This is a genomic window from Paragemmobacter ruber, from assembly GCF_009908315.1.
Classification (GTDB): Bacteria; Pseudomonadota; Alphaproteobacteria; order Rhodobacterales; family Rhodobacteraceae; genus Paragemmobacter; species Paragemmobacter ruber.
Genome location: NZ_JAAATW010000001.1, coordinates 1196597 through 1212153, shown reverse-complemented (window position 1 = coordinate 1212153; position 15557 = coordinate 1196597). Strand labels below are relative to the sequence as shown.

Below are 15557 nucleotides of genomic sequence, written 5' to 3'. Positions count from 1 at the left end.
CTAAAGCTGCAGCCTGTCTGACTGCATCGAGGCGAAGTGGCCCGCCTCGCCCCCCGCCCGGCGCTGCGCGGCAAAAGGTTCCATGCGCGGATCGGCGGCGCGCAGGATGCGGGCCGACAGCCGGGCATCCTTGGCCAGATAGAAACGCCCGCCGTGATCAAGCGTGATCGCCTCCAGCCGGTCGAACAGGGCCTGCGCCCGCGCCGTGGCCGGGAAATCCAGGGCCAGCGTATGCCCCGGCTGCGGGAAGGAAACCCCCGTTCCTTCCGCCCCCAGCCGTTTCAGCACGGCAAGGAACGACCCCTGACCGCTGGCCGAAATCGCCTGCAACAGGGCTGTCATGCCGGCCCGGGCCGTGGCATCGGGCAGCACGCATTGGAATTGCAGGAAACCCTTGCGCCCGTAGATGCGGTTCCAGCCGAGGATCGCGTCGAGCGGGTAGAAATAGCTGTCCCAGTCCACCAGTTGCGTGCCCTGCTTGCGCAGGCCCGCCTGCCAGTAAAGCGCGTTGAAGGCGCGCACGCTGTAGCGGTTCAGCGCCACGCCCGGCAGATCGACGGGCACCGATTTCTTGCCCTTGGCGCGCGGCAGGGGCGGGTGGCGGCCCAGCTCATCCCGCTGGGCATGTTCGCCCGTCATCACAAGGGAACGGCCCATCGCATCGCCGGTGGCCAGACAGTCGATCCACGCCACCGAATAGGTGGCCGAAGTTTCGGCATCCAGCAGGTCCATCGCGGCGGCAAGGTTTGCGGCGGGCGTGGTGGTCTGGCGGATCCAGCCCGTCTCTACCGCGCGCAGGCGGATCGCGGCGCGCAGAATGATGCCGGTCAGGCCCATGCCGCCCACGGTGCGGTCAAACAGATCATGGTTGTCGGCGGGCGTGCAGCGCTGCACCTGACCCGCGCCATCCATCACGTCGATCCAGTCGATGGTGGCGCGCATCCCGCCATCGCGGTGGTGGTTCTTGCCATGCACATCGGCGGCGATCATGCCGCCCAGCGTCACGAATTTCGTGCCGGGCGTGACGGCGGGAAACCATCCCTGCGGCAGGAAGGCGGCGATGATGTCGCCGAGCAGGATCCCGGCCTCGGCCACCAGTTGGCCGGTGGCGGGATCGAAGGCCAGCACCCGATCGAACCGCCGCATGTCCACGGTCTGCCGCCCCACCGCGCTGTCGCCATAGGCGCGGCCATTGCCGCGCGCGATCAGCGGGCCATCCGCCAGCGCCGCGCGCAACCCGGCCTCGTCATCGGGCTGCACCAGCCGCGTGTCATGCACGGGCGTGCGCCCCCAGCCGGACAGTTTCATGCCACGGCCTCGCGCCGGGTGAAGACGTATTTGCTGTCCAGCTTGTATTTCACCACATAGCCCACCGTCAGCCCGATCACCGCGCCCAGCTCGCGCATCGCATCCGTCTGCCAGATCAGCCAGAAGGCGGTTTCCGTGGCCCAGAAGACGGCCGTCGTCACCAGCCCCATCACCGTATAAAGCAGGAACTGCTGCCCGCCCGCGCGCAGGCCGGTGGTCGCGTCGTTGAAGATATAGCGTTTGTCGAGGATGTATTTCAGCACCAGCCCCGCCGCCGTTCCCGCCAGCATGGCCAGCGTGAACACCGCCGCGCCTTCGCCTATGGCGAGCACGATGCGCTGCACCCCCAGATTGGCCAGCGTCGCCAGCACCGCAAAGGCGCCATAGCGCAGGACCAGCGTCGTCCGTGTCACAGCATCGCCCCCACGCCGATGAACCCCACAGAGGCCAGCAGGCAGACGCGGCTGACCTTGTCCTTCACGGCATAGATCACCGGATCGTCGTGCATCTGCCCCCGATGGGTGATCAGCACGATACGGGTGATCCAGTACAGCTGGATGACAAACACCCCCCACAGCACCGCAGGCTGGCTGTAGAGTTCGCGCACATCCGGCGTGTTGAGGTAGAGCGCAAGCACGAGCACCGACACAAAGCCTGCGCCCAGCGCGATCATGCTGATGATGGGCAGGTCGTTCACATGGTAGCCCCGGCCGACCACGTCCAGCTTGCCCCGCTCGGCCAGATCCACCAGTTCGGCCTGCCGCTTCACCGCGGCCAGCGCAAAGAAGAAGAAGATCGCGAAGGCGAAGAGCCAGACCGAAATCTCGATCCCCGTCGCCACGCCGCCCGCCACGATGCGCAGCGTGTAAAGCCCCGCCAGAACGCAGATGTCGATCACGATTTTGCGTTTCAGATGCAGCGAATAGGCCGTGGTCAGCACGAAATAGCAGGCCATCATCGTGACGAAGGGCCATCCCAGCGGGATCGACAGGCACAAGCCGCCCATCAGGAAGGCCGGCGCCAGGAAGGTGCCCATGGCTACCGGCAGCGCGCCTGACGCGAAGGGGCGCTTGCGCTTGCGCGGATGGGCGCGATCGGGGCCAAGGTCGAGCAGGTCGTTGAGCAGATAGACGCCTGACGCGATCATGCTGAAGGCGGCAAAGGCCAGGAACCCCTGCAGCAGCGTCGGCGCATCCATGCGGTGCGCGGCCAGCACCGGCACGAAGATCAGCACGTTCTTCAGCCATTGATGCGGACGCAGCGCCTTGAAAAAGGGGCGCAGCATGGGCTGGGCGGTGACGATATGTTCGATGGGCTTGCCCAGCGCCTCGGCCCGGCGGGCGACATCGGGCTTGGCGTTCACGGTGATGATCGCCCCCGCCTCGGCCCAGACGGCCAGATCGGCGGCATGATCGCCCATATAGGCAAAACGCCCGGCCCCGAAATGCCGGGTCAGGAAAGCGGCCTTGGCGGCGCCTTTCAGATTGGTCTGCCCGTTCGATCCATGGGTTTCATCGAAGATGCCCAGATGCGCGGAAATCCGGTCGGCCAGCGCCTGATCCGCCGCCGTCACCAGCGCGGTGCGCCCGCCGCTGGCACGCCAGTCGCGGATATGGTCCAGCACCACCTCGTCATAGGGCAGGGTGGTCACATCGACATGCGACCGTTCGGCCAGCATCCGCTTCAGCGCCGCGCGCCCGCCCATCAGGGCCGCCATCGCCTGAAACGGGCTGCGCCAGTTCCGCCCGAAGGCCGACCAGAAGCTTTCATGCAGCATGTCCGAACGCACCAACGTGCCGTCCAGATCGACAACCAGCACCGCCTGATCCGGCATCGCCTCCGGTGGGGGTGGGACGTCCATGATCGGCATGGGGGCAGGATTGGCGGTCATGCAAGGGCCCTTTCCTCGGTCGTGGTGGGGGCCTGCCGCAAGATTCGCGCCACGAAGAGGACGGTGGCGATGTTCAGCAGGGCCTGAACCGACGGGAAGATGTTAGGGTCTTCATAGGTAGGCACAAGCCCGCTTGAATCGCGGATCAGCGTGGTGGGGATCCCCCAGACGGTGGCCACCCAGAGCAGGCCCAGCAGGATGGTCATCTGCCCGGGACGGGCGCGGGCGATAAGGCGCGTCGCCAGCAGGGCCAGCGCGACGCCGACCAGCGTCATGTCATAGTCATAGGCGTAAGGGCTGATGAACAGCGGGGCCACGATGGCCGCCGCCACCAGGACCACGCGGTCCACCCGGCGATAGGCCATGAACAAAAGCCCCCCTACCGTCAGCAGGGCAAAGATCGACTGCACCGCCAGCGCCAGTTCGGCCGGGGCGCCGAAGCTGCGCAGGAAGGCATAGACCGACACCATCCGATGCAGCGGATAGACCCCCATCTTGAGGAAACCCATCGCCTCGGCCGAGGCGGAGAGCATCAGCGTGAACATCTCTGTCCCGAACACCGCCGCCGCCGCCGCCAGCGTGACAAGGCAGGTGGCGATCGCCAGCGCCGCCAGCCGCCACTGCCCGGTCAGGATCGCGGCGGCGCCGATGCCGATGGCGATATGCGGCTTGATCGCCGCAAGGCCCAGCGCAAAGCCCGCCCGCAGGTGCGGCGCGATGATCCCCCGCGCCGCCAACGCGACCAGCCCCGCCACGAGAAGCCCGTTCTGACCCGTGCGCACGTTCACGAGGATCGCGGGAAAGATCAGCAGGAACACCAGCCCCAGATGCCCCGGCGCCAGGTTGCGCACCGCCACCACATAAAGCGCAAAGCTGAGCGGGACGAAGATCGCATAGCTGATCCAGATCGGCACCGCCCCCAGCGCCACGCTGAGGAAATTGTACTGCGGGGGATAGGTATAGGGCATGAAGGATTCGCTATCCAGCACCGTGGCCTGCGCGGCGAACAGCGTCGTGGTGCGATAGGCATCGTCGAGCCGACCATCCCAGTACAGCCAGCCTGCCAGCCAGAAGGTATCAATATCGGTCATCACATAGGTCGTCAGACCTTCGGATTTCATGTAGAAATCCACCACCGTCTTCAGCCCGGCCACAAGGCACAGCAGTGCCAGAATAAGGATCGTGCGGGGTTTCGCCAGTTCTTCGGTGGCCGAACAGGGCACGGAGATCGGGCTATGGGATGCAGAAAACATGCGAAGAAATCTCCTCGTTCAAATCTTCAGTCGCTTGAATACAGGTTCGGGAATGTTGCGGATGATCAGCATGACCAACCACCAGATGGGCCGGACATAAATGACATTGCGGCGCTTTTCCTGTGCCGCGAAAATCGCCTCGGCCACTTCTTCGGGCGTGGCGGTCAGCTTGGCGGGCAGGTCCATCCCCGCCGTCATCCGCGTGGCGATGAAACCGGGCGAGACGGTGATCACATGCACGCCCATCCCCGCCATCCGGTTGCGCAGGCCGGACAGATAGGCGGTGAACCCCGCCTTGGCCGATCCGTAGATGTAATTCGTGGCACGCCCCCGGTCGCCCGCGACCGAGCTGATCCCGATGAGGGTGCCGGAACGGCGGGCGGCAAAGGCATTGGCCAGATGGCCAAGGATGCTGGCCGGGCCTTCGAAATTGCTGCGCATCACGGTGATGGCGGCGGCGATGTCCTGCTCATCCTCGGCCTGTTTTCCCAAAAGGCCCACGGCGCAGACCACCACATCCGGTAGCACCGGCAAGGCGGCTACAAAGGCGCCATGCCCCGCCACATCCAGCGCGTCGAAAGGCAACAGCGTGACTGCCACCCGGTAGCGTAGTTCCAGATCGGTCTTTTCCGCCGCCAGCCGTTCGGGATCGCGCGCGGCCAGTTGGATCGCATAACCGGCGGCGGCATAGCGCCGTGCCGTGGCGCGGGCCACATCGGAGCGGGCGCCTAGAAGAAGGACGGTCCCTTTCGGCGTCACGGTGGGTTGGGTCGTCACAGGTCTGCCCCTCTGTTCAGTCTTCATCGCCGGGCCGACCGCGAAAGGCGCGGCCACATTCAGAGAACGGGGCTATTAGACGGTTTTGGCGGAATTGTGTCCTATTGGGGAACAATGCGGGCAAAGTCGCGCAGCGGGCCGGTGGGCTGCGTCAACTGAGCAGATCCTGCAACACCAGTGCCATCACCTTGGCACTGTCGATCATGTCCTGCACCCCCACCCATTCATCCGGCTGATGCGCCAGATGCAGAAGGCCCGGGCCATAGGCGATGCAGTTCTGCAGCCTGCCGATCCTGTCGATATGCTTCTGGTCGTAGGTGCCGGGGCTGACCACGTAATCGGCCACCTGCCCCAGTACGCGTTCGATCGCGGCGGCGGTGGATCGCACGATGGGCGCCCCCCGGTCAGTTTGGGTGGGCTGCACCTCGAACAGGTCGCGGATCGTGTAGCTGAAGCCGGGGCGGCGGCTTTGCACCCGGTCCAGCACCGCGCGCAACTCGGCCTTCACGTCATCCACCGCTTCCTCGATCAGGAAGCGGCGGTCCAGGACGATCCGGCAGCGGTCGGCCACACAGGGCGCGGGCAGGCCGGTGTAACCTTCGGGGGGCTCCGCCTCGCCGCCATGGATGGAGTTGATGTTCAGCGTCGATTGCCGCGCCTGCGGCGGCACCACCGGCATCGCCGTCTGGCGCGTGGCAAGCAGGGGGTAGAGGTGATGCTCGATCTCCTCCAGCACCGCGCCCATGTGGCGGATCGCACTGTCCCCCAGAAAGGGCATGGAGCCATGCGCGATCCGGCCATGGGTTTCCACCTCGGCCCACCAGACGCCGCGATGGCCAAGGCAGATGCGATCCTTGTGCAGCGGTTCGGGGATGATGACGTGCTGCACCCGCGCGGGCGCGAAATAGCCCCGCTCGGCCAGCCAGGCCACGCCGCCATAGCCGCCCGATTCCTCATCCGCCGTGGCGCTGATCTCGATGCTGCCGCGCCAGTCCGGGGTGGTGGCAAGAAACGCCTCGGCCGCGATCAGGCTGGCGGCAAGGCCGCCCTTCATGTCACAGGCGCCCCGGCCATAGATGCGGTCGCCGTCCAGTTCGCCGCCGAAGGGATCGCGCGTCCAGCCATGGCCCACCTCCACCACATCGTGATGGCTGTTGAAATGCACGCAGTCCCCCGCCCGCCCCGATGCCATCCGCGCGACCATGTTCCAGCGCGGAAAGGCATCGCTGTCGCCCGGCGCGCCTTGCGCACGGATCACCTCCACCTCCCAGCCTTGGGCCAGCAGGCGCGCGGCAAGATAGTCGCAGATGGCGCGGTAGTTCCGACCTGGCGGGTTCAGCGTGGGGATGCGGATCAGATCCTGCGCCAGCCCGATCAGGGCGGCCCGGCGGTCATCTATGGCGGCGGTCAGAGGGTCGGTCATGCGCCGATGGTGGCCGCGCCGCGCCCGCCTGCCAAGCGGAAAGCGGGCGACGGCTTGCGATTGGCCGGGCGGCACGCCACATTGGGGCAGGTGGACGGGGGTTGTGATGCTTGCCTTCTTCAAGCTGGCACTGTTTGGCTATCTTGCCTTGGCGGTGATCTACTGGCTGCTGTCGATCTATGCCCGCTCCGTGGAACGGGAGCGGCTGGAAAAGGCATACGACCATGGCGATGTCGCAGGTTCGCGCGACGCCTTCATCGCGGCAGGGCTGGCCGCCTATGACCACAGCCTGCGGCGGCGGCTGATCTGGCTGGTGTTCGTCATCCCGACCGTGGTGGTGGTGGCGCTGGTCTGGATCCTGAACTTCAGTTGAGGCGGAAATGCGTTTCTTGAAATGGACAGTCTACGGCATCGCGGCTTTGCTGATCTTTGCCTTCCTGCATTACACCCTGCCGCAGACCGACATCGTTCGCATCGTCGGCACCGAGAACCGCCGCATGGATCTGGGCGAGAACAGCTGGTTCTGGGCCGCGCCCGATGTGGGGACGGGATCGGGAACCAGCCGCGACGTGTTCTTCATCAATGCCGTCTATCCGAACGGCAAGACGATGGAATATCGCAACGAAGATACCGGCTGGGGCTGGCCGCCCTATTTCAAGATGAATTCCTCGTCGCTGAACACCTCGGCCAAGGAACTGCAATCGACCGCCGCCGCGCCGAAATGGGTGGCGATCACGCATTACGGGTGGCGCAACCAGCTTTTCACCATATTCCCCAACGCGATCTCGCTGCGCGAGGTGGCGGGGCCCGATACCCGCGTCATCCCGTGGATCAGCATCATCATCCTGACCGTTCTGGCGGGCATCCTGTTCATGATCCGGCGCATGTGGCTGCAGTTCCGCGAACGCATGATCGAACCCGCGGTGATCGAGGCGCAGGAAACGCTGGATGATCTGGACCGGAGGGCGGATCGCGCCAAGGCCGGGGTGGGTGGCTGGTTCCGGCGCGTGACGGGGCGGAAGTAGGTTGACTGTCCCGCGCCGCCCGGATTGGGTGGCGCGATGTTGATGCGGTTCATCCTGGCCAGCGGGGCCACCAATCTGGCCGATGGCGTGGCGCTGGTCGCCTGGGCCTGGGCCGCAACGCTGCTTACCCGCGATCCGTTGCTGGTGGCGCTTGTGCCGCTGGCGCTGCGGTTGCCGTGGTTCCTGTTTTCGCTTCCTGCTGGCGTCGTGACGGATCGGGTGGATCGGCGGCGGCTGATCCTTGCGATGGATGCGCTGCGGGCCTTTTCCTTTGGTGTCACGGCCTTGATCGTCTGGCTGGCCTCGCCCCTGCCTGCGGCGCCAGAGGCGGGGGTGGCCCTGCCGGGCCTGTTTGCCGGGATGGTGCTGGCCGCGCTGTTGGTGGGGATGGCCGAGGTTTTCCGCGACAACGCCGCCCAGACCCTGCTGCCCGCGCTGGTGGGGCCGGATCGGCTGGAGGCGGCGAACGGGCGGTTGTGGAGCGTGGAACTGATCGGCAATGCGCTGGCAGGGCCTGCCATCGGTGCGGCCCTGATCGGGCTGGCGGTGGCGCTGCCATTCGCGGCCAATGCGGCGGCCTATGGGGTGGCGGTGGCGCTGGTCGCCTCGCTTTCCGGGCGGTTCCGGGCCGAGGCTGCGGGGCCGCGCGACTGGCGGCGCGAGGTGAGGGAGGGGTTCGATTTCCTGCGCGGCCTGCCCATCCTGCGCGATCTGGCGCTGATCACAGGGGTGTGGAACCTGCTGCATCAGGCGATGATGGTGGCGCTGGTCCTGCATGTGCAGGAAAACCTTGGGCTTTCTGCCGGGGTTTACGGGTTGATCCTGTCAGCGGCGGCGGTGGGCGGGATCGCCGGATCGCTGCTTGGCCCGCGGATCGTGGCGCGGATGGGCGCGGCGCGGACGGCGCAGGTGATGCTGCTGTCCTCGGCCCCAGCCTTTCTGGGCGTGGCGCTGGCGCCGGGGGCCTGGACGCTGGCACTGTCGATGGCGCTGTTCGAGTTTTCGGGGCTGGTCTGGAACCTTGTCGTTGTCTCGCACCGCCAGCGGATCATTCCGCCCGCGCTGCTGGGCCGGGTGAACAGCCTCTATCGCTTGATTGCCACCGGGATGATGCCGCTTGGACTTGTGCTGTCGGGCGCGGCGATGGCGGTGGCAGAGCCGGTTTTCGGGCGACCCGTGGCGCTGGTCCTGCCCTTCTGGCTGGCGGCCGCAGGGGCGGGCCTGCTCACGCTCTGGGGATGGCGGGCGGTCGGGCGGGGATTTGCCCGGTCTTAACCCCGTCGGATCAGATCGGCGGCGCGTTCGGCGATCATGATGGTGGGGGCGTTGGTGTTTCCCCCGATCAGCGTCGGCATCACGCTGGCATCCACCACGCGCAGACCGTCCAAGCCCTGCACCCGCAGGGTTGGATCCACCACCGCCATCTCATCCCGCCCCATGCGGCAGGTCCCCACGGGGTGATAGATCGTATCGGCCCGGGCGCGGATATCGGCCTCCAGCGCCGCATCGCTGCCGTCATGGGGATAGAGGCGCCGCCCGCGCCATGGGGCGAGGGCGTCGGCAGACATCGCCTGTTCCATCAGCCGCACGCCGGCCTTGAGCACCTGCAGATCGCGGGGGTCGGACAGGAAACTCGGGTCAATGCGCGGCGGCCGGGCGGGATTGGCGTCCTGCAGGCCCACGCTGCCCCGGCTGTGGGGGCGCAGAACGCAGATATGGGCGGAATAGCCATTCGCCAGATGGATGCGGCGCATGTGGTCATCCACGATGGCGATCACGAAATGCGCCTGCAGATCAGGGCGTTGCAGGCCCGGGCGGGAATGGAGGAAGGCACAGCCTTCCGCCCCCGGGGTGGTCAGGACGCCCGTGCCATGATCGCGGAAGGGGCGCCAGCCGCGCAACAGGCGCATCAGTCCGGCCGGGTTGAACCCCACCACATCGGGGCGCAGCGACCGCCAGATCAGCGTGTGGTCAAGGTGATCCTGCAGGTTCTGCCCCACGCCGGGCAGGGCGTGATGCACGGGGATGCCATGGGCGCGCAACTCATCCTCCGGGCCTATCCCGGAAAGGAGCAGCAGATGGGGTGAACCGAAAGCCCCCGCCGAAAGGATCACCTCGCGCCGGGCGCTAAGCGTGAGGCGGCGGCGATTATGCCGGACCATCAACCCCGTGGCGCGGCCCTTTTCCATCACGATCCGCTCGGCCAGCGCGCCGGTCAGCACGGTCAGGTTGGGACGCTGCATCACCGGATGCAGATAGGCGGCAGCGGCGGAACAGCGGCGGCCCTTCCTTGGGCCATGGTGGAACTGCGTGACCTGAAACAGCCCCGCGCCGGTCTGATCGGGGCCGTTAAAATCGGGGTTCTCGGGCAGTTGCAGGCTTTGCATGGCCTGCACGAAGGCCTGGGTGATGGCGTGCGGGCTGGCCTGATCGGTGACCTGCAGGGGGCCACCGGCCCCGTGCAGCGCGGATGGGCCGCGCGAATTTCCCTCTGATTTCAGAAAGTAAGGCAGGACGGAGCGCCAATCCCAACCCTCTGCCCCGAGATCGGCCCAATCGTCGTAATCGGACGGATGGCCGCGCACATAAAGCATGGCATTGATGGCAGAGGATCCGCCCAGCGCCTTGCCCCGGGGTTGATAGCAGCGCCGACCGTTCAGATGCGGCTGGGGCTCTGTGCCAAAGGCCCAGTTGTGCAACGGGGGCCGCCCGGAAACCATGGCCGCGACCATGGCGGGGGTGTTGATCAGGAAGGATTTACCCTGCCCCCCAGCCTCGACGAGGCAGACCGACACGGCAGGATCCTCTGACAGCCGTGCGGCAAGGACACAGCCCGCCGAACCGCCGCCCGCGATGATGTAGTCATAGGCCATCTGTCCCCCCACCGTGCCGCTGCCTCACCCTAGTCGCGGCGCGGGCCGATGCGGAAGCGTGACGCTGCGGCGGGCGGGCAGGGGGACGTGCGCCGTCGCGCGCCCATGGGGGAAGGATGCGCCGATGTAGGATGGGCAATCTTCTGCCCATCCTACGTGGCGTCACCCCCGCAGGGTGCCGCCGGTGGCCTTGGTCACCTTTTCGATGACCTTGGCAGAGACCGCCTCGATCTCGGCCTCGGTCAGGGTCTTGTCCGTGGGTTGCAGGCGCACCGTCAGGGCGATGGATTTCTTGCCCGCACCCATCTGCGCCTCGGCCTTCTCGCCGGTGAACTGGTCGAACAGGCGGACGCTTTCGATGAGGGCTTTGTCGGCCCCCTGCGCGGCGTTGATCGCGACCAGCGCCTCTACCCCTTTGTCCACCACGAAGGCGAAATCGCGTTCCACCGCCTGCAGGTCGCTGATCGCCAGCGCAGGGCGCGTGGGCGTCTTGGCCTTTGGCATCGGGACATTGGCGACAAGGATGGTGAAGGCCACCGCCGGTCCCTTCACCCCAAGTGCTGCCAGCACGCGGGGATGCACCTCGCCAAAGGTCGCCAGCGTGTTCGGGCCAAGCCCGATCACCCCGGACCGTCCCGGATGCCACCAGCCCGCGACCTTGCGCGTGATCTGCACGCGGGCGGGTGCGCCCAGGGCGGCCAGCACCGCCTCAGCATCGGCCTTGGCGTCGAACACATCGACCGGGCGGCGGCTGCCATAGGGATCGCGCGGGGCGCTGTGGCCCACGAGCAGGCCCGTGGCTTGCAGATGCTGTTCCCCCGGTTCACCGCCGTGGAAGGCGGGGCCGATCTCGCACAGCGCCAGATCGGCAAAGCCGCGCGCCTGATTGCGGGCGGCCGCGCGCAGAAGCCCCGGCAGCAGGTCGGGGCGCAGATGCGTCATCTCGGACGAGATGGGGTTATCCACCCGCACGGCATCCGCCCCGCCGCCGAACAGCGCGGCTGCCTGTTCGTCGATGAAGCTGTAGGTGACACATTCATTGTAGCCGAGCGCCGCCAGCGTGCGGCGCGCGGCCTTCTCCCGCTGCTGCGCGGGGGTGAGGATCGGTTGCGGCACGCCCGGCGCGGTGCGGCGCATCGGTTTGCCTTCCAGCCGGGTCAGGCTGGCGATGCGGGCCACTTCTTCGACCAGATCCGCCTCGCCCAGAATATCGGGGCGCCAGGTGGGGGGGGTGGCCATGTCGCCGTTCAGAGTGAAGCCCAGGGCCTCCAGCGTGCGGCGCTGTTCTGCCTCGGGGATATCCATGCCCACAAGCGAGATGACGCGCGCCGGGTTCAGCCGGTAGGCGCGCGACACATCGGGCACCGCGCCATCCATCGCGATATCCGACGGCGTGCCGCCGCAGAGATCGAGGACCATCTGCGTGGCAAGGTCCAGCCCCGGCAGGGTGAAGGCCGGGTCCACCCCGCGTTCGAACCGGTAGCGGGCATCGGAATTGATCTTCAGCGCGCGGCCCGTGGCGGCGATGGTGATCGGGTCCCAATAGGCGGATTCGAGGAAGACATCGGTCGTCGCGTCGGTGCAGCCCGACACCTCGCCGCCCATGATCCCGGCCAGCGATTCCGGCCCGGTGTCATCGGAAATCAGCATCATGCCGGCTTGCATCCTGTAGGTCTTGCCGTCCAGCGCCAGCAGGTCTTCGCCGCCTTCCGCCGGGTGGATGCGCAGCGCGCCCTTGACCTTGGCAGCGTCGAAGACGTGCAGCGGGCGGTTCAGGCCGAAGGTGAAGTAGTTGGTGATATCCACCAGCGCCGAGATCGGGCGCAGGCCGATCGCCATGAGGCGCGATTGCAGCCATGCGGGCGACGGGCCGTTGGTCACCCCCCGGATCAGGCGCCCGGCGAAAAGGGGGCAGCCCTTGGCCTTGAGCGTGGGGGCGATTTCCACCCGGATGGGGCAGGGAAAGGCGCCGGTGATCGTGGGGATCGGCAGGGGCTTGAGCGTGCCAAGCCCGCGCGCGGCCAGATCGCGCGCGATGCCGCGCACACCCAGCGCATCGGGGCGGTTGGGGGTGATCTTGATATGGATCATCGGGTCCACCGCCGCGGGGCGGTTCGCGGCCAGCCAATCGACGAACTTCTCGCCCACCTCGCCCGAGGGCAGTTCGATGATGCCGTTATGTTCGTCGGACAGTTCCAACTCGCGCTCGGATGCCATCATGCCGTGGGATTCCACGCCGCGGATCTTGCCCACCCCCAGCGTCACGTCGATGCCCGGCACGTAATCGCCCGGCTTGCACAAGACCACGGTGATGCCCGCCCGCGCATTGGGCGCGCCGCAGACGATCTGTTTTTCGCCCTCATCCGTCAGCACGCGGCAGACGCGCAGCTTGTCGGCATCGGGGTGCTGTTCGGCGTGCAGGACGCGCGCAAGGGTAAAGGGCGCCAGCCGGGCCGCCGGGTTGGTGACATCCTCCACCTCAAGCCCCAGATCGGTGAGGGCGTAGAGGATGTCCTCCAGCGTGGCCCCGGTATCGAGGTGATCCTTCAGCCAGGAGAGGGTGAATTTCATCGTGCCGGTCCCTTCGGAAATGCAGGGCAGGGATTAGCGCAGTTGCGGCGCGAGGGGAAGGTGGCGGGAAGGCGGCGCTGGGGTTTCCGGGATGGAAACGCGTTGTTCCGCGCGAACCCGCAGCTTTGCCCTAAACTGCCACATTTTCGGACCGTGCGGGTGGCATCCCTTGGCCCATGGACCCGATGTTTAAAGTACCCGACCAAACCCGCCGCGTGCCGGCATGGCGATTGATCCTGATCATGGGGCTGTCGCTGGTTGCGATATTGCTGCTGTTCATCTGAGACAGGGCCGACCTTGCAAAACGCAGAAAGCCCCGCCGCGGCGGGGCTTTCCATTTCCGTCGGGCCGGTCAGCGGCTGAGGCCGCCGGGCAGATCGGGCATGTCCAGCGCGGCGAATCCGTAATGCCGCAGCCAGCGCAGGTCGGATTCGAAGAAGGCGCGCAGGTCGGGGATGCCGTACTTCAGCATGGCGATGCGGTCGATCCCCATGCCGAAGGCGAAGCCCTGCCATTCATCGGGGTTCACGCCTGCCGCCGTCAGCACCTTGGGATGCACCATGCCGGAGCCCAGAATCTCCATCCACTTGTCGCCCTGGCCGATCTTGAGCTGTCCGCCTTCCCACGAGCAGCGGATATCCACCTCGGCCGAGGGTTCGGTGAAGGGGAAATGCGATGCGCGGAAGCGCAGCTCGACCGAGGGCACCTCGAAGAAGGCGCGGCAAAACTCCTCGAGGCACCATTTCAGGTTGGCCATGCTGATGTCGCGGTCGATGGCGAGGCCCTCGACCTGATGGAACATGGGCGTATGGGTCTGGTCCATGTCCATGCGGTAGACGCGGCCCGGGGCGATGACGCGGATGGGGGCGCCCTTGTCCATCATGGCTCGGATCTGGACCGGCGAGGTATGGGTGCGCAGCACATGCGGCGGGCGGTTGTCACCCGGCGCGCGGTGCATGAAGAAGGTGTCATGCTCCTGCCGGGCGGGGTGTTCCGGCGGGATGTTGAGCGCGTCGAAATTGTACCAGTCGCTTTCCACCTGCGGGCCTTCGGCCACGGCAAAGCCCATATCGGCGAAGATGGCGGTCAATTCCTCCATCACCTGAGACACGGGGTGGATGGTGCCCATGCGGCGGGGCCGGCCGGGCAGGGTGACATCCAGCCATTCGGTGCGCAGCCGTTCGTCCAGCGCGGCATCGGCAAGGCCGGCCTTGCGGGCGCGCAGCGCGGCGTCGATTTCATCCTTCAGCGCGTTCAGGCTGGCCCCGGCCGCCTTGCGGGCCTCGGGGTCCATCTTGCCCAGGGTGGCCATCATGGCGCTGATCTCGCCCTTTTTCCCAAGGGCCGCGACGCGCACCTCTTCCAGCGCGGATTCGTCCGTGGCATCGGCGACGGCGGTCAGATACTTGGCCTTGAGCGTGTCGAGCCCGTCCATGGGGTGCCTCCTTCGGGTGCGAGGCGGTGGTAGCGGGACAGGGCCTGCGATGCAAGGGGATGGGGCGCGCGCCGCGCCGCGTGGCGCCCGGGCCCGGGCGTCGCAGGGGGCTGCCACCCCGTCGCCCCTGCGGGGCTCACCCCGGCGGGTATTTTTGCCAAGATGAAGGGGGCGGACGCGGTTCGGGGATCAGCCGCCGTTCGCGCGGATGGCGGCGGCGATGCGGGTGGCGATGGCGGCGCTGCCCTTGGGCGAGGGGTGGACCATATCGGCCTGATGCAGCGACGGATCGCCCGTGGGGACGACATCCGACATCGGCAGGAAGATCATGCCCGGATCGCGGGCATCCAGCCGGGCGAGGCGGCGGTCAAGCTCATCACCATAGACCTTGCAGGACCGGATGGGGGTGAAGAGGCCGGGATTGCGCAGATAGCCCGCCCAGACGACCTTTGCCCCGGTCTTGCGGATGCGGGAGACCAGCGCGGGGATCGCGCCCGCCGTGGCATCGGCCGAAATCAGGCGGTCCACCATGCCATCGCAGCGCCCGCAGATGCAGCCGAAGACCAGATCATTGCCGCCGCCGTTCATGACCACCCAGTCCCAGTTGCCCTTCTGCTGCTGCGCGGGGATGCTGAGGCCCGCCGCGCCGGAGATGGGCAGGATATAGATCATCCGTGCGGCATAGACGGAGCGGTCGATCACCTCTTCGCCCAGTTGGCGTTCGATCCCTTGGGCCACCGACCGGCCCGCGGCGCGATTGGCGGCCATCATCGAATCGCCCATGAGCAGGATGCGCGCGTCCTTGGTGCTGGAGGTGACCACCTCGCCGCAGCCGGACAGGAGGAGGAGCAGGGAGAGGAGGGCAATCAGGGGGCGCAGCATGAGGCGGGTCTTTCGATGAGGGTTCGCTTGTCCTTGTGACCCACAGTTACGGACAATTTCATGGAGCTGTTAAGGCGGATTCCATGCGTTTTTGCAGATTTTACCCGCATAGGTTGTTT

Annotated in this window: 13 protein-coding genes; 3 read left to right on the top strand and 10 right to left on the bottom strand. The window is 66.8% G+C overall.

What is annotated here, in order from left to right; genetic code table 11:
- The 6 genes from GU920_RS05905 to GU920_RS05880 form a co-directional block, all read right to left on the bottom strand.
- On the bottom strand, positions 1-1308 hold the full coding sequence (locus tag GU920_RS05905) for an FAD-binding oxidoreductase (protein ID WP_161766007.1): 1308 nt from the start codon (positions 1306-1308) through the stop codon (positions 1-3).
- A complete protein-coding gene (locus GU920_RS05900; protein ID WP_161766006.1) occupies positions 1305-1721 on the bottom strand; it encodes a GtrA family protein in 417 nt (138 codons plus the stop codon). Before GU920_RS05900 ends, GU920_RS05905 begins: the two co-directional genes overlap by 4 nt.
- Positions 1718-3199 carry a UbiA family prenyltransferase gene (locus tag GU920_RS05895; RefSeq protein ID WP_235933077.1) on the bottom strand — a complete coding sequence of 494 codons (1482 nt, stop codon included), beginning with the start codon at positions 3197-3199 and terminating at the stop codon, positions 1718-1720. The genes GU920_RS05900 and GU920_RS05895 overlap by 4 nt, the downstream gene beginning before the upstream one ends.
- The gene (locus GU920_RS05890; RefSeq protein ID WP_161766005.1) at positions 3196-4452 is read right to left on the bottom strand and encodes a glycosyltransferase family 87 protein; all 1257 of its coding nucleotides are present in this window, start codon (positions 4450-4452) and stop codon (positions 3196-3198) included. The genes GU920_RS05895 and GU920_RS05890 overlap by 4 nt, the downstream gene beginning before the upstream one ends.
- An 18-nt stretch (positions 4453-4470) precedes the next feature.
- On the bottom strand, positions 4471-5229 hold the full coding sequence (locus GU920_RS05885) for an SDR family oxidoreductase (RefSeq protein ID WP_328799236.1): 759 nt from the start codon (positions 5227-5229) through the stop codon (positions 4471-4473).
- Positions 5230-5380: 151 nt separating this feature from the next.
- Complete coding sequence (locus GU920_RS05880; protein ID WP_161766003.1) at positions 5381-6652, bottom strand: acetylornithine deacetylase/succinyl-diaminopimelate desuccinylase family protein; 1272 nt, start codon at positions 6650-6652, stop codon at positions 5381-5383.
- A 106-nt stretch (positions 6653-6758) separates the two neighbouring features.
- On the opposite strand from GU920_RS05880, the gene GU920_RS05875 reads away from it, so the two are divergent.
- From GU920_RS05875 to GU920_RS05865, 3 genes are read left to right on the top strand one after another with little or no spacing between them, the layout of a single operon-like run.
- Positions 6759-7025 (top strand): hypothetical protein, encoded by a 267-nt coding sequence (locus tag GU920_RS05875; RefSeq protein WP_161766002.1) that lies wholly within the window; start codon positions 6759-6761, stop codon positions 7023-7025.
- 7 nt (positions 7026-7032) lie between these two features.
- The gene (locus GU920_RS05870; RefSeq protein ID WP_161766001.1) at positions 7033-7677 is read left to right on the top strand and encodes a DUF1523 family protein; all 645 of its coding nucleotides are present in this window, start codon (positions 7033-7035) and stop codon (positions 7675-7677) included.
- 36 nt (positions 7678-7713) lie between these two features.
- Entirely contained in the window at positions 7714-8952 is a 1239-nt protein-coding gene (locus GU920_RS05865) for an MFS transporter (RefSeq protein ID WP_161766000.1), read from the top strand.
- Here the strand turns inward: GU920_RS05865 and GU920_RS05860 are convergent.
- The 4 genes from GU920_RS05860 to GU920_RS05845 form a co-directional block, all read right to left on the bottom strand.
- Positions 8949-10550 carry a GMC family oxidoreductase gene (locus GU920_RS05860; RefSeq protein ID WP_161765999.1) on the bottom strand — a complete coding sequence of 534 codons (1602 nt, stop codon included), beginning with the start codon at positions 10548-10550 and terminating at the stop codon, positions 8949-8951. The two genes, GU920_RS05865 and GU920_RS05860, sit on opposite strands and share 4 nt — an antisense overlap.
- Positions 10551-10712: 162 nt before the next feature.
- Positions 10713-13121 carry a phenylalanine--tRNA ligase subunit beta gene (pheT, locus tag GU920_RS05855; RefSeq protein WP_161765998.1) on the bottom strand — a complete coding sequence of 803 codons (2409 nt, stop codon included), beginning with the start codon at positions 13119-13121 and terminating at the stop codon, positions 10713-10715.
- A gap of 352 nt (positions 13122-13473) precedes the next feature.
- Positions 13474-14556: a phenylalanine--tRNA ligase subunit alpha gene (gene pheS, locus GU920_RS05850; RefSeq protein ID WP_161765997.1), complete on the bottom strand. Its 1083-nt coding sequence runs from the start codon at positions 14554-14556 to the stop codon at positions 13474-13476.
- Between the two features lie 189 nt (positions 14557-14745).
- Positions 14746-15438 (bottom strand): SGNH/GDSL hydrolase family protein, encoded by a 693-nt coding sequence (locus GU920_RS05845; protein ID WP_161765996.1) that lies wholly within the window; start codon positions 15436-15438, stop codon positions 14746-14748.
- Positions 15439-15557: the final 119 nt, after the last annotated feature.

What these genes read in the sequence shown, in the direction of transcription:
- pheS (WP_161765997.1), bottom strand. Translation starts at nt 14,556, where the DNA reads ATGGACGGGCTCGACACGCTCAAGGCCAAGTATCTGACCGCCGTCGCC.
- GU920_RS05860 (WP_161765999.1), bottom strand. Translation starts at nt 10,550, where the DNA reads ATGGCCTATGACTACATCATCGCGGGCGGCGGTTCGGCGGGCTGTGTC.
- GU920_RS05890 (WP_161766005.1), bottom strand. Translation starts at nt 4,452, where the DNA reads ATGTTTTCTGCATCCCATAGCCCGATCTCCGTGCCCTGTTCGGCCACC.
- GU920_RS05845 (WP_161765996.1), bottom strand. Translation starts at nt 15,438, where the DNA reads ATGCTGCGCCCCCTGATTGCCCTCCTCTCCCTGCTCCTCCTCCTGTCC.
- GU920_RS05865 (WP_161766000.1), top strand. Translation starts at nt 7,714, where the DNA reads ATGTTGATGCGGTTCATCCTGGCCAGCGGGGCCACCAATCTGGCCGAT.
- GU920_RS05895 (WP_235933077.1), bottom strand. Translation starts at nt 3,199, where the DNA reads ATGACCGCCAATCCTGCCCCCATGCCGATCATGGACGTCCCACCCCCA.
- pheT (WP_161765998.1), bottom strand. Translation starts at nt 13,121, where the DNA reads ATGAAATTCACCCTCTCCTGGCTGAAGGATCACCTCGATACCGGGGCC.
- GU920_RS05870 (WP_161766001.1), top strand. Translation starts at nt 7,033, where the DNA reads ATGCGTTTCTTGAAATGGACAGTCTACGGCATCGCGGCTTTGCTGATC.
- GU920_RS05875 (WP_161766002.1), top strand. Translation starts at nt 6,759, where the DNA reads ATGCTTGCCTTCTTCAAGCTGGCACTGTTTGGCTATCTTGCCTTGGCG.
- GU920_RS05905 (WP_161766007.1), bottom strand. Translation starts at nt 1,308, where the DNA reads ATGAAACTGTCCGGCTGGGGGCGCACGCCCGTGCATGACACGCGGCTG.
- GU920_RS05880 (WP_161766003.1), bottom strand. Translation starts at nt 6,652, where the DNA reads ATGACCGACCCTCTGACCGCCGCCATAGATGACCGCCGGGCCGCCCTG.